This window comes from Mycobacterium sp. 852002-51057_SCH5723018 (genome assembly GCF_001667035.1).
Taxonomy (GTDB): Bacteria; Actinomycetota; Actinomycetes; order Mycobacteriales; family Mycobacteriaceae; genus Mycobacterium.
This window is the reverse complement of record NZ_LZIR01000126.1, coordinates 1-12,867: the sequence shown is the minus strand read 5'-3', so window position 1 is coordinate 12,867 and position 12,867 is coordinate 1. Positions and strand designations below refer to the sequence as shown.

General features: G+C 67.1%; 11 protein-coding genes and 1 pseudogene. 7 read left to right on the top strand and 5 right to left on the bottom strand.

Annotated elements, in window-relative coordinates:
- The first annotated feature begins 82 nt into the window (after nt 1-82).
- The 3 genes from A5764_RS25600 to A5764_RS25590 all read left to right on the top strand — a co-directional run bounded on the left by A5764_RS25600 (nt 83) and on the right by A5764_RS25590 (nt 3,396).
- Nucleotides 83-1,222 (top strand): FAD-dependent monooxygenase, encoded by a 1,140-nt coding sequence (locus A5764_RS25600; RefSeq protein ID WP_067119184.1) that lies wholly within the window; start codon nt 83-85, stop codon nt 1,220-1,222.
- A gap of 109 nt (nt 1,223-1,331) precedes the next feature.
- Nucleotides 1,332-2,042: a two-component system response regulator PrrA gene (prrA, locus tag A5764_RS25595; protein ID WP_156664888.1), complete on the top strand. Its 711-nt coding sequence runs from the start codon at nt 1,332-1,334 to the stop codon at nt 2,040-2,042.
- Between the two features lie 13 nt (nt 2,043-2,055).
- Nucleotides 2,056-3,396: a HAMP domain-containing sensor histidine kinase gene (locus A5764_RS25590; protein WP_067119182.1), complete on the top strand. Its 1,341-nt coding sequence runs from the start codon at nt 2,056-2,058 to the stop codon at nt 3,394-3,396.
- An 11-nt stretch (nt 3,397-3,407) separates the two neighbouring features.
- Here A5764_RS25590 and A5764_RS25585 read toward each other — a convergent pair.
- The 3 genes and pseudogenes from A5764_RS25585 to A5764_RS25580 all read right to left on the bottom strand — a co-directional run.
- Nucleotides 3,408-3,629, bottom strand: a pseudogene (locus tag A5764_RS25585) (hypothetical protein); the annotation flags it as partial.
- A 1,925-nt stretch (nt 3,630-5,554) separates the two neighbouring features.
- Complete coding sequence (locus A5764_RS28625; protein WP_156664887.1) at nt 5,555-5,707, bottom strand: hypothetical protein; 153 nt, start codon at nt 5,705-5,707, stop codon at nt 5,555-5,557.
- 12 nt (nt 5,708-5,719) lie between these two features.
- Entirely contained in the window at nt 5,720-6,703 is a 984-nt protein-coding gene (locus A5764_RS25580; RefSeq protein WP_067119179.1) for an OmpA family protein, read from the bottom strand.
- A gap of 108 nt (nt 6,704-6,811) precedes the next feature.
- On the opposite strand from A5764_RS25580, the gene A5764_RS25575 reads away from it, so the two are divergent.
- Both A5764_RS25575 and A5764_RS25570 read left to right on the top strand, forming a co-directional pair.
- Nucleotides 6,812-7,075: a DUF2630 family protein gene (locus A5764_RS25575; RefSeq protein ID WP_067119177.1), complete on the top strand. Its 264-nt coding sequence runs from the start codon at nt 6,812-6,814 to the stop codon at nt 7,073-7,075.
- Nucleotides 7,072-8,640, top strand: a complete 1,569-nt coding sequence (locus A5764_RS25570; protein ID WP_067119175.1) for an NAD(P)/FAD-dependent oxidoreductase — start codon at nt 7,072-7,074, stop codon at nt 8,638-8,640. The genes A5764_RS25575 and A5764_RS25570 overlap by 4 nt, the downstream gene beginning before the upstream one ends.
- A 92-nt stretch (nt 8,641-8,732) precedes the next feature.
- Here A5764_RS25570 and A5764_RS25565 read toward each other — a convergent pair whose 3' ends face one another.
- The gene (locus A5764_RS25565; RefSeq protein WP_067119173.1) at nt 8,733-10,028 is read right to left on the bottom strand and encodes a citrate synthase; all 1,296 of its coding nucleotides are present in this window, start codon (nt 10,026-10,028) and stop codon (nt 8,733-8,735) included.
- Between the two features lie 190 nt (nt 10,029-10,218).
- Complete coding sequence (pdxH, locus tag A5764_RS25560) at nt 10,219-10,878, bottom strand: pyridoxamine 5'-phosphate oxidase (protein ID WP_067119171.1); 660 nt, start codon at nt 10,876-10,878, stop codon at nt 10,219-10,221.
- A 72-nt stretch (nt 10,879-10,950) separates the two neighbouring features.
- Here pdxH and A5764_RS25555 point away from each other — a divergent pair, with 72 nt between their 5' ends.
- Entirely contained in the window at nt 10,951-12,072 is a 1,122-nt protein-coding gene (locus A5764_RS25555) for a citrate synthase 2 (protein WP_067119168.1), read from the top strand.
- Between the two features lie 218 nt (nt 12,073-12,290).
- Nucleotides 12,291-12,749 carry a VOC family protein gene (locus tag A5764_RS25550; protein ID WP_067119162.1) on the top strand — a complete coding sequence of 153 codons (459 nt, stop codon included), beginning with the start codon at nt 12,291-12,293 and terminating at the stop codon, nt 12,747-12,749.
- The last annotated feature ends 118 nt before the right edge of the window (nt 12,750-12,867 follow it).

The window sequence follows — 12,867 nt, the reverse complement described above, 5'->3', positions numbered from 1 at the left end:
AACTGTTGACATAGATCCGTCGGCGCGCCAGCATGGAGGTATATCAACAAGCGTTGACTAACCACGGAGAGAGGAGCCCGCCATGAACGACACCGACGTCCTGGTGGTAGGCGCCGGTCCCACCGGCCTCGCACTGGGCGCTTCCCTGATGGCCCGTGGGGTTCGCGCGGTCCTGGTGGACGCGCTGGCGGAGGGCCAGAACACCACCCGTGCGGCCGTGGTGAACGCTCGCACACTCGAGGCGCTCGAAGACCTCGACGTGGCCCGGCGGATGGTCAAGGCGGGGCTGATCGCGCCGCGATTCACCATGCGGGAGGGCCGACGCGTACTCATCTCCATCGACTTCAGCGAACTGCCGACCAAATATCCGTACAGCCTGATGCTCTCCCAAGCCGACACCGAACGGTTGCTGCTGCAGCGACTGCACGAACTGGGCGGTGCCGTGCTCAGGCCCAAGACGCTCAGCCGCCTCGCCCAGGACGCCGACGGGGTCACGGCCACCTTCGAGGGCGGCGAGACCATCCGGGCCCGCTATGTCGTCGGAGCCGACGGCATGCACAGCACGGTCCGTGAGCATGCCGGAATCGGCTTTGCCGGAAGCGAATTCGCCGAATCCTTCGCGCTCGCCGACGTCCGGCTGGCCGGCGCCGCACCCCGCAACGAGGTGATCCTGTTCTACGCCGGGCAAGGCCTGACCGTTCTGGCCCCGCTGCCCGGCGATATCTTCCGCATCGTCGCCCCCGACGCGAACGCACCCAAGGTGCCGTCGGCGGAATTCGTGCAGGCGCTGCTGGACAGCCGCGGGTTCGGACCCGGCGAGTCGGTGGTTACCGACCTGCTGTGGGGAACACGGTTCCACATCCACCACCGCGTCGCCGACCGCTACAGGGCGGGCCGGCTGCTGCTGGCCGGGGACGCGGCCCACGTGCACAGCCCCGCCGGCGGACAGGGCATGAATCTTGGTATCACCGACGCGATCTCACTGGCCGGCGCGCTCACCGAAGTTCTGCACGGTGGCCCCGAGACGGCGTTGGACGCCTACGCCACCACCCAGCGCCGATGGGCCGAGCAGGTGCTGAAACTGACCGGACGGCTGACCCGGATGTCGACCCTGCCGCGCCCGGTACGCCCGCTCCGCAACTCCGCCGTACGCCTGGCCGCGCGCGTTCCCGCTGTGCGACGGCAGCTGGCGGTTCAGTTGAGCGGCCTGGGACGCCGATGATTTCGACGAGAAGACGCAAAAGCCCCCAATCGAGATTGATTTTGGGGGCTTTTGCGTCTGCTGGCGCCTGAGTCGCGCCTCCCACCCACACTGCAGATAATCAGGCAAAATGGGCGCCATGGACACTGGTGCCACCTCGCCTCGGGTATTGGTCGTCGACGACGACTCCGACGTGCTCGCCTCGCTGGAGCGCGGCCTGCGACTGTCTGGGTTCGAGGTGTCGACGGCGGTCGACGGCGCCGAGGCGTTGCGCAGCGCCACCGAGACCCGCCCGGATGCCATCGTGCTCGACATCAACATGCCGGTGCTGGACGGCGTCAGCGTCGTCACCGCGCTGCGAGCCATGGACAACGACGTCCCGGTCTGTGTGCTGAGCGCGCGCAGCTCAGTCGACGACCGGGTGGCGGGACTGGAGGCCGGCGCCGACGATTACCTGGTCAAGCCGTTCGTGCTGGCCGAGCTGGTCGCCCGGGTGAAGGCGCTGCTGCGGCGCCGCGGCTCCACCGCAACCTCGTCCTCGGAGACCATCACGGTGGGCCCGCTGGAAGTGGACATCCCCGGCCGTCGGGCCCGGGTCAACGGCGTCGACGTCGACCTGACCAAACGCGAGTTCGACCTGCTCGCGGTGCTGGCCGAGCACAAGACCGCGGTGCTCTCCCGCGCGCAGCTGCTGGAGCTCGTGTGGGGTTATGACTTCGCCGCCGACACCAACGTCGTCGACGTGTTCATCGGGTACCTGCGCCGCAAGCTGGAGGCCAACGGCGGCCCCAGGCTGCTGCACACCGTCCGGGGAGTTGGGTTCGTCCTGCGAATGCAGTGACCATGAAGTGGCCATGAACGTCCTGTCCAGGATCTTCGCCCGTACGCCTTCGCTGCGCACCCGGGTGGTGCTCGCGACGGCCATCGGCGCCGCCATTCCGGTGCTGATCGTCGGCACCGTCGTCTGGGTCGGCATCACCAACGACCGCAAGGAGCGGCTGGACCGTCGGCTCGACGAGGCCGCGGGCTTCGCCATCCCCTTCCTGCCGCGCGGCCTGGACGAAATCCCGCGCTCGCCCAACGACCGCGACGCGATCATGACGATCCGCCGCGGCGACCTGGTCAAGTCGAATTCCGATGTCACGCTGCCCCGGCTGAGCGAGGACTACGCCGACACCTACGTCCGCGGGGTGCGCTACCGGGTGCGGACGGTGGAGATTCCCGGGCCGGTGCCGACGTCGTTGGCCGTGGGCGCGACGTATGACGCCACCATCGCCGAGACCAATAACCTGCACCGCCGGGTGCTGCTGATCTGCGGCTTCGCCATCGGCGCGGCGGCCGTCTTCGCCTGGCTGCTGGCCGCGTTCGCGGTGCGACCGTTCAAGCAGCTCGCCCAGCAGACCCGATCGATCGACGCGGGTGACGAGGCGCCGCGCGTCGAAGTGCACGGCGCCAGCGAGGCCGTCGAGATCGCCGAGGCGATGAGGGGCATGCTGCAGCGCATCTGGGACGAGCAGAACCGGACCAAGGAGGCGCTCGCGTCGGCCCGCGACTTCGCCGCGGTCTCCTCCCACGAGCTGCGCACCCCGCTGACCGCGATGCGCACCAACCTCGAGGTGCTGGCGACCCTGGACATGTCCGACGATCAGCGCAAGGAGGTGCTCAACGACGTCGTCCGCACCCAGTCGCGAATCGAGGCGACGCTGAGCGCACTCGAGCGGTTGGCTCAGGGTGAGCTGTCGACGTCCGACGATCACGTGCCGGTCGACATCACTGAGCTCCTCGACCGCGCCGCCCACGACGCCATGCGGGTCTACCCGGACCTGGATGTCTCGCTGGTGCCGTCGCCCACCTGCATCATCGTGGGGTTGCCAGCGGGGTTGCGCCTGGCCGTCGACAACGCGATCGCCAACGCCGTCAAGCATGGCGGCGCCACCCGGGTGCAGTTGTCGGCGGTCAGCTCGCGCGCCGGGGTGGACATCGCCGTCGACGACAACGGGACCGGGGTCCCCGAAGCCGAGCGCCAGGTGGTGTTCGAGCGGTTCTCCCGAGGGTCGACGGCCTCGCATTCAGGGTCGGGCCTGGGGCTGGCATTGGTGGCGCAACAGGCTCACCTGCACGGCGGGACGGCGGCGCTGGAAGAGAGTCCCTTGGGCGGCGCGCGGCTATCGCTGCACATCCCGGCGCCCAGCTAGGGCCGAACGGGTCACTTCCTAGAGCTCTTGCACCACGGCGTGAAGCAGGCCCGCATGGCGGCTTGCTCGTCCTTGAACCAGACCTGCGCGACGGTCGGGTCGTAGGTCGGATCGTCGGGTGTGTAGTAAATCCGGGTATCCGAACGGCCCTTCACCAGCCATCCGTCCGGGCCGCCACCGTCGGGTGTGGCGCGAGCCGAACCCGGGCCGTAGGGCTCGTATGGCAACACCGGCCACTTCTGGGGCGGCGTCCCTTTAGGGACCGGACGCTTCTTCGCCGGCCCGGCCTTGGCGGCCTGGGCATTCTTGCGCGGCGCCGCCTTGCCAGGCGGAACCTTCCGCGGCGGCACCTTCTTCGCGGGGATCTTCCCTGCCGGTGCCCGTTTCGCCGGCGGCCGAGCCTTCTTCGGCGGCGCCTTCTTGGCGGGCGGGCGCTTCGTCGTCGGGGAGTCGTCGGCTGACAGGAATTTCCTGAGGAATGAAACCCTGCTGTTCTGTGCCTCTCTCGCGATGGGAATCTCGGTCGTCGGCAAGTCGTGCTCGATCGGAATCTCGGTGGTCGGGAAGTCGTGTTCGACGGGAATCTCGGTCGTCGGAAAGTCCTGCTCGACCGGAATCCGGGTCGTCGGCGACTCCTGCTCTACTGGGATTTTGGAGGCAGGCGACTCCTTGCCGGCCGACTCCTTCCTTGCCAGCAGCCGTTTCAGGAACGAAACCTTGGCCTTCGGCGGCTCTTTCGCCACCGAGTCCTCGGCTGCCGTCTCTTGAGCGACAGGGATCTCCGTCGCCGGAGGCTCTGGTTCGACGGCGACCTCGGCTGTCGGCGGCTGGTCCTCGGCGGGAACCTCAGTCGCTTCCGGCTCTGCCTCGACGGGAACCTCAGTCAGGTCCGACTCTTGTTGTTCGAGGGGAGCCTCATTCGCTTCCGGCTCTGCCTCGAGGGGAACCTCGGTCAGGTCCGACTCTTGTTGTTCGAGGGGAGCCTCATTCGCTTCCGGCTCTGCCTCGACGGGAATCTCAGTCGCTTCCGGCGCTAGCTCGACAGGAACAGTTGCGGTCAGGAATGGCGATTCGTCAGGAACCTCCGCCGCCTCCGCCTCTTGCTCGATGGCAAAGTCAGGCAGGCCCGACTCTTGCTCGACGGCAGTATCAGACGGCGACTCTTGGCCGACACCAACGTCAGTTGCTTCGGCCCCTTCCTCAACCGGGATGGCCATCGGCGACACAGTTTCGGCCGGGACGACGTCGGCCGCGAACAGATCGTCGTGCTCGACGGTAGCTTCTCTCGTCGCCGATTCCCGCTCGACCGGAATCTCAGTCGCTTCCGGCTCTAGCTCGACAGGAACAGTCGCGGCCGGCAACGACGATTCGTCGGTAACCCCAGACGCTTCGGCCTCTTGCTCGACCGGGATTGCCGTCGGCAACGCACTTCCGGCGGGGACGTGGGCCGCGAACAAATCGTGTGGGACCTGAATAGTCCTCGTCGGAAACTCGGGTTCAGCGGGAGCCTCGGTCGCCTCCGACTCTTGCTCGACTGGAGAAGTTGCGGTCGGGAGCTCCGGCTCGGCGGCGACCTCCGACGTCGGCGAGTCTTGCTCGGCCGAAATCGTCGGCGAGCGTTTTTCGGCGGGGGTGCGGGGTGCGAACAAATCGTGCGGGACCGAAATAGTCCTCGTTGGAGATTCGGGTTCGACGGACGCCTCAGGAGACGGTGACTCTTGCTCGACGGGAACTTCGGTCGTCGGGTGCTCCTGCTCGACCGAAATCATCGTCGTCGGCGACTCAGTTACGGCCGGGACGTCAACCCCAAACAAATCGTGCGGGACCCGAACCCGGGTTGTCGGATGCTCTTCCTCGACGGGAACCGATGCCGTCGGCCACTCCTGTTCGGCCGGATTCATCGTGGTCGAGTGCTCTTGCTCGGCCGGAATGATCGTCGTCGGCGGCTCAGTTTCGGCCGCGATGTCGGTCCCGAAGAAGTCCGGCCAGCCCGGAGCCCCGGGCCAGGACGGCTCGGGCTTGGCGTCGACCTCAGGGCCCGACCCGTTCCCTGCCGTCCCAACCGGCACCTGACCTTTGACGGGGCGGACCGTCAGGGCGAGCGTCAACACCAACCCCATCAGAAAGGACAGGACAAAAAGCCACCAATGCACTTAAATCACCGCCCCCCGCCTATCCCAGCCCCAGGCGAATCACCCGGAAGCATTTCGACACCGGGGCGTTTGTTCAAGACATTGGCGACCACCCGGGCAACGCCGGAACCTGCCAGGAAAGCGAGCAGGTACCACAACCACTGGATCACAAAATCCATGCTTGGATCTCCTTAGCTCACAACAATTTCGACGCGGCGATTCTTGGCACGACCCTCGGCCGTGTCATTGGGGGCGACCGGGTTCGACGAACCGAGACCCTTGATGACGAGCTGTGGGCCGGCAACGCCATGGGCAACGAGGAAGTCGGCCACGGTTTGGGCCCGCTGGTTACTCAACGAAATGTTGATGGCCTCGGCGCCGGAATTGTCGGTGTAACCGTTGATCGTCGCGTGCACGGTCGGACATGCCTTGAGCTTGTCCGCCACCTGACCCAGGATCTGGTCGTCGGCCGGGGTCAAGCTAAACCCGTCGTTCGCAAAAGTGATCGGGCCGCCCGTCACGGTATCGATGGCCGACGCCAAGCCGGCACACGCCGTGGGAGCGGGCGGTCCCGGCGGCGGAATCGGCCCGTTAACGGCAAGCTTGCCAACCACATTCAGATTCGACCAGGTGCGCGCCGCCTCCTGCTCGACGGTGTTCTTTTGGTCTTGCGTCGCGGCGGTCCCCGTCAGCGTGATGGTGTCTCCGTTTACGGAGATACCGAAATCGGGAATCGAGGCGCTGTCTTTGAAAATCGGTCCGGCGTTGGAGAAATCGAGCGCGTCGACGTCGGGGTTGATACGGATTTGGTCGATGATGGTGACGGCGGGCGCAAGGGACCCGTTGACCGCCTTCATCAACGCCGCCTTCGCGGAATCGTCGGGAAAGTCTCCACTGAGCACAAACTCGTTGCCGTTGCGGGTTATTGACAGCCGCGCCAAGGACAACTTTGGCGCACCGGGCCTGCCCGACGGAGCCAGCGTGGGGTGAGCGCCCGTCGGCGATGTAGCAGCATGCGGTCGGTCGAATGCACCGTAGCCGATTGCCGCTATCAACACCGGGATAATTACCAGGGCAATCACCCAGGGAAGGCCAAGCGACCGCCGGTAAAACTCCGGAGCCCGCCCCGAGTCGGTGCTTGCGGCCGCCTCCCGCAAACCCGCGCCTGACCCCACTATTTCCCCTCCCTCAATTTCCTTGCCGAGGACTTCCCGGTCCTGCAGGCGATATGCAGCCTACCCAGTCAACGCGGCGACAATTCCCAAGTCGGGCACACTAGAGCGATGGGCAACGGCAAAAACCCGACCGACAGTGAAACCCTGGCATACATCCGCAACCTGGTCGCCGAGGAGAAGTCCCTGCGCGAGCAGCTTCAGCACGGCGAAATCAGCACATCGGATGAGCATGATCGCCTGCACCGGGTGGAGGTCGAACTTGACCAGTGCTGGGACCTGCTGCGGCAGCGTCGGGCACTTCGCGAAACCGGTGGTGACCCGCGTGAGGCGGAGGTGCGGCCGCCCGGCCAGGTCGAGGGCTACCTGAGCTGAGCGAGGACGCGGCCGACGTCGATGTCGTCGTCATAGGCGGGGGCCACAACGGCCTGGTCGCGGCCGGATACCTGGCCAAAGCGGGCCTTCGGGTCCGGGTGCTGGAGCGGCTGGGTCACGTCGGCGGTGCCGCAATTTCGGCGCAGCCGTTCGACGGTGTCGAGGTTCGGCTGTCGCGCTACTCCTACCTGGTCAGCCTCCTGCCGTCCCGCATCGTCGACGATCTGGGCGCGGACGTGCGGTTGGTCCGCCGGCGATTTTCGTCGTACACGCCTGACCCCGCCACCGCCGGCCGCACCGGGCTGCTGGTCGGGCGCCCCGACACCTTCGCGGCCATCGGCGCCGCCGCCGACGAGCGCGGTTTCGCGGCGTTCTACCGGCGCTGCCGGCTGGTGACCGAACGACTCTGGTCGACGCTGCTCGAACCGCTCCGCACCCGCGACCAGGCCCGCCGACACGTCCTCGACGGCGGCGATGCCGACGCGGCGGGCGCCTGGCGGGCCATGGTCGACGAACCGATCGGGCAGGCCATCACCGGCTCGGTCGGCAGCGACCTGGTGCGTGGCGTGATGGCGACCGACGCGCTGATCGGCACCTTCGCTCGCCTCGATGACCCGTCGCTGCGGCAGAACGTCTGCTTCCTCTATCACGTGCTCGGCCGGGGCACCGGAGACTGGGACGTGCCCGTCGGCGGGATGGGCGCGGTGAGCGCGGCCCTGGCGACGGCGGCGGTCCACTACGGCTCCGAAATCATCACGGAAGCAGAGGTTTTCGCTGTGGAACCCGACGGCCAGGTGCGCTACCGCAATCGTGGCGACGAGCATGTGGTGCGCGGTCGGTTCGTTCTGGCCGGCGTCACACCGACGGTGCTGGCCGGTCTCCTCGGCGAACGGCCGGCGACCCCGACTCAGGGCGCGCAGGTCAAGGTCAACATGGTGTTGCAGCGGTTGCCCCGGTTGCGCGACGGCAGCGTCACACCCGAACAGGCGTTCGCCGGAACGTTCCACGTCAACGAGACCTGGACCCAACTGGACGCGGCGTACTCGCGCGCCCGCGGCGGGCACCTTCCCGATCCGCTGCCCTGCGAAGCGTATTGCCACTCGCTAACGGACCCGAGCGTCCTGTCGGCCGAGCTGCGTGAGTCGGGCGCGCACACGATGACGGTGTTCGGCCTGCACACCCCGCACTCGCTGTTCGACGGCAGCTACTCGGGCGCTTTGCGCGACCGGCTGACCGAGTCGGTGCTGGCCTCGCTGAATTCGGTTCTGGCCGAACCCATTCAGGACGTCCTGATGCATGACGCCAATGGTCGGCCGTGCCTCGAGACGACGACCACCCTGGACCTGCACCGCACGCTGGGGATGACTGCGGGCAACATCTTCCACGGAGGCTTGTCGTGGCCGTTCGCCGACAACGGCGATCCGCTGGATACCCCTGCACGCCAGTGGGGAGTCGCCACGACGCACGCTCGAATCATGTTGTGCGGCTCGGGCGCCCGCCGCGGCGGGGCGGTGTCGGGCATCGGCGGTCACAACGCCGCGATGGCCGTGCTGGCCTCGGCCTGACTACCTCTTCTGACGGCGACGGTGCGTAGTTGGACGGCGTGAGCGGCGTGTCCCCGTACAAACACGCACGCTCGCAAAGGGAAAAGACGCCACTAGCGTCCGTCGATCGTCTCGTAGTCGCGTTCGGTGTAGCCGGTGTAGATCTGGCGCGGACGGCCGATCTTGCTGTCACCCTCGTCGTGCATCTCGCGCCAGTGCGCGATCCACCCGGGCAACCGGCCCAACGCGAAGAGCACGGTGAACATCCGGGTCGGGAATCCGAGCGCCCGGTAAATCAGGCCGGTGTAGAAGTCGACGTTGGGGTAAAGCTTGCGCTCGACGAAGTAGTCGTCGGTGAGCGCCTTCTCTTCGAGCTCCTTGGCGATGCCGAGCAGGTCATCGTCGCCGCCGAGCTTGGCAAGGATCTTGTCGGCCTGCTCCTTGACGATCCGTGCCCGGGGGTCGTAGTTCTTGTAGACGCGGTGGCCGAAGCCCATCAGTTTGACGCCCGCCTCGCGGTTCTTCACCTTGCGGACGAACTCGCTGACGTCGTCCTCGCTTTGGCGGATCTGCTCGAGCATCTCGAGGACAGCCTGGTTGGCGCCGCCGTGCAGCGGGCCCCAGAGCGCGTTGATGCCACCGGAGATGGAGGTGAACAGGTTGGCCTGCGACGATCCAACCAGCCGAACCGTCGATGTCGAACAGTTCTGCTCATGGTCGGCGTGCAGGATGAGCAGCATGTCCAGCGCCCGCACGACCTCGGGATCGGCCTCGTAGGGCTCAGCCGGCAACCCAAAGGTCATCCGCAAGAAGTTCTCCACCAGGGTCAGCGAGTTGTCTGGGTACAGGAATGGTTGGCCGACCGACTTTTTGTAGGCATAGGCGGCGATGGTCGGCAATTTGGCCAGCAACCGGATCGTCGAGAGCTCGACCTGCTCGCCGTCCGTCGGGTCAAGCGAATCGGGGTAGTACGCGGAGAGCGCGTTGACCGCGCTGGACAACACAGGCATCGGGTGGGCGTTACGCGGAAAACCGTCGAAGAAGCGCTTGAGGTCCTCATGCAGCATGGTGTGCAGCTGAATCCGCTTCGTGAACTCGGCCAGCTGCTCCGTGTTCGGAAGCTCACCATAGATCAGCAGGTAGCTCACCTCGATGAAAGTCGACTTCTCGGCGAGCTGCTCAATCGGATAGCCGCGGTAGCGCAGGATCCCGGCTTCGCCATCGATGTAGGTGATGGAGCTCTTGCACGCGGAGGTGTTGACGAAACCGTTGTCGAACGTGGTGTAGCCGGTCTTGGACAACAACGAACCCAGCGCGATGCCGTCGGCGCCTTCGGTGGCCTTGACGACCTGCAGGTCGATCTCGCCCCCCGGGTACTTCAGAGTTGCGGTGTCGTCTGTGTCGGCCACGAGAACCCCTTTGCGCTCTGGCTGGTATGGCTGCCCTGACTAGGTGCTTACAGCTGAAGGTAGTCGTTATCGCGTCGGAGTGCCTGCCCGGGGTCGCCTCTGCCGTTCGTGCGACCGTCCGCCCGATGAATGCCGGCGGATGGCCCCGCGTCGGCGTTCATCGTGAGCCGGCGGCCGGCAAACGCGGGCGTCAGGGCTGAAGGCGTTCAACCTGAGCGCCAATGACCCGAATCCGGTTGTGCACCCGGTTTTCCCGTCCCTGCCAGAACTCCACTACCTCGGGCACGATCAGGTATCCGCCCCAGTTAGGTGGGACCGGGACGGACTCCGAGCCGGCGAAGCGCTCGGTGACCTCTTTCAGCTGGTCGAGCAGCGCAGCACGCGACGCGATCGGGCGCGATTGGTGCGAGGCCCAGGCGCCCAGTTGTGAGCCGCGCGGGCGCTTGGACCAGTAGTCCTGCGTAACTTGCGGGTCGACCTTGCTCACCCGGCCGCGGATGTGGACCTGCCTTCCCAGCAGGTACCAGGGGAAGGTTGCCGACGCGTACGGCGACGCCTCGAGCTCAAACCCCTTGGCGGAGTCATAGTTGGTGAAAAAAGTGATTCCCGTCTCGTCGGCGCTCTTGCACAACACCGACCGGCTGACCGGCCTGCCGTCGGCGACGGTGGCCAGCACAAAGGCGTTGGGCTCGGCCACCCCGGCGCGTTCGGCGTCGTCAATCCATTCGCGGAACAACGCGAGCCAACCGTCGGCCACCCAGTCCACGTCCAGGTCGGGGCTGCCGTCCTTCTCGACGGACCCGTATTCCACGCGCATCGTCTGCAGGCGCTGCTCGTCCGGTCCTGCCATTGCGCCAACGCTACCGGCGGTTGCTACCGGCCGGTAGCGTCGGCCCGGAGGCGGGGTGCGAGAATTTTTCCTATGACTGTTGTCCCCGAAAACTTTGTCCCCGGCCTAGAGGGCGTGGTGGCTTTCACCACCGAGATTGCCGAGCCGGATAAAGACGGCGGCGCCCTGCGCTACCGCGGCGTCGACATCCAAGACTTGGTGAATCAGCAGGTCACCTTCGGTGACGTGTGGGCACTGCTGGTCGACGGCAGGTTCGGGCACGGGCTGCCGCCCGCCGAGCCGTTCCCGCTGCCGATCCACACCGGTGACGTGCGGGTGGACGTGCAGGCCGGCCTGGCGATGCTGGCACCCATCTGGGGGTATAAGCCCCTGCTCGACACCGACGACAGCACCGCCCGCGACCAGCTGGCCCGCGCTTCGGTGATGGCACTGTCCTACGTCGCACAGTCGGCGCGCGGCATTTATCAGCCCGCCGTCCCGCAGCGAATCATCGACGAATGCCCCACGGTCACAGCGCGATTCATGACCCGCTGGCAGGGCGAGCCGGACCCCAGGCACGTCGAGGCCATCGACGCCTACTGGGTGTCGGCCGCCGAGCACGGAATGAACGCCTCGACATTCACCGCGCGCGTGATCGCCTCAACCGGCGCGGACGTCGCGGCGGCGCTGTCCGGGGCGATTGGCGCGATGAGCGGCCCCCTGCACGGCGGGGCACCGGCCCGCGTCCTGCCCATGCTCGAAGAGGTCGAACGCACCGGCGACGCCCGCAGCCTGGTCAAGGGGATCCTCGACCGCGGCGACAAGCTGATGGGCTTCGGGCACCGCGTCTACCGCGCGGAGGACCCGCGCGCGCGGGTGCTGCGGGCCGCCGCCGAGCGGCTGGGCGCCCCCCGCTACGAAGTCGCCATGGCGGTCGAGCAGGCGGCGCTCACCGAGCTGCGCGAGCGGCGTCCGGACCGGGCCATCGAGACCAACGTCGAGTTCTGGGCCGCGGTCATCCTGGACTTCGCCCGGGTGCCGGCCAGCATGATGCCGGCGATGTTCACCTGCGGACGCACCGCGGGATGGTGCGCACACATCCTCGAGCAGAAGGGGCTCGGCAAGCTGGTCCGCCCGTCGGCCGTCTATGTGGGTCCCGCCCCGCGCAGCCCGGACTCCGTCGAGGGTTGGGACCGGGTTCTCACCCACGCCTGAGGCCTTCTTGCGAGCGCAACGTCATGGCGAAGTTCGGCTCATATTTTCGCCGTGGCGTTACGCTCGCGTGCACTTGTTGTCGGTGGCGGGCGGTTGAATGAACGAGTTCCGCGATGACAGCGATGACACCGATGACTTTGTGTCGCGGGGCGAGTCAATAACCGTGAGCCCGCCCACCCCCGGGGCGGGCACGGGATACCGACAACAAGGAGACCATCATGGCCATCAACTTCGAACCCGCACTGTCCCCGCACCTCGTGGTCGACGACGCCGCGGCGGCGATCGACTTCTACGTCAAGGCGTTTGGCGCCACCGAGCTGGGCCGGGTACCGCGGGCCGACGGCAAGCTGATCCACGCGGCGCTGCGCATCAACGGCTTCACCGTGTTGCTCAACGACGACTTCCCGGAAGTGTGCGGTGGCAAGTCGATGACGCCGAAGTCACTGGGCGGAACCCCCGTCACCATTCACCTCACGGTCACCGACGTCGACTCCAAGTTCCAGCAGGCCCTCGACGCCGGCGCCACCGTGGTGGCGCCGTTGGATGACCAGTTCTGGGGAGACCGTTACGGCGTGGTCGCCGACCCCTTCGGCCACCACTGGTCGCTGGGACAGCCGGTGCGCGAAGTCAGCATGGACGAGATCCAAGCGGCGATGTCCGGGCAGGCGAGCGGCTAAAACTCGCGCAGCCGGGCCAGCAGCCGGCGTGGGGGGGGGGGGGGCGGGGGGGGGGGGGGGGGCCGCCCCCCCCCGGGGGGGGGGGGGGGGGGGGGGGTGTGGGGGGGGGGGGGGGGGG

Bases quoted from the DNA above. Each gene is read 5' to 3' on its own strand.
- A5764_RS25600 (WP_067119184.1), top strand. From the start codon at position 83: ATGAACGACACCGACGTCCTGGTGGTAGGCGCCGGTCCCACCGGCCTC.
- prrA (WP_156664888.1), top strand. From the start codon at position 1,332: ATGGGCGCCATGGACACTGGTGCCACCTCGCCTCGGGTATTGGTCGTC.
- A5764_RS25590 (WP_067119182.1), top strand. From the start codon at position 2,056: ATGAACGTCCTGTCCAGGATCTTCGCCCGTACGCCTTCGCTGCGCACC.
- A5764_RS28625 (WP_156664887.1), bottom strand. From the start codon at position 5,707: ATGGATTTTGTGATCCAGTGGTTGTGGTACCTGCTCGCTTTCCTGGCA.
- A5764_RS25575 (WP_067119177.1), top strand. From the start codon at position 6,812: ATGGGCAACGGCAAAAACCCGACCGACAGTGAAACCCTGGCATACATC.
- pdxH (WP_067119171.1), bottom strand. From the start codon at position 10,878: ATGGCAGGACCGGACGAGCAGCGCCTGCAGACGATGCGCGTGGAATAC.
- A5764_RS25555 (WP_067119168.1), top strand. From the start codon at position 10,951: ATGACTGTTGTCCCCGAAAACTTTGTCCCCGGCCTAGAGGGCGTGGTG.
- A5764_RS25550 (WP_067119162.1), top strand. From the start codon at position 12,291: ATGGCCATCAACTTCGAACCCGCACTGTCCCCGCACCTCGTGGTCGAC.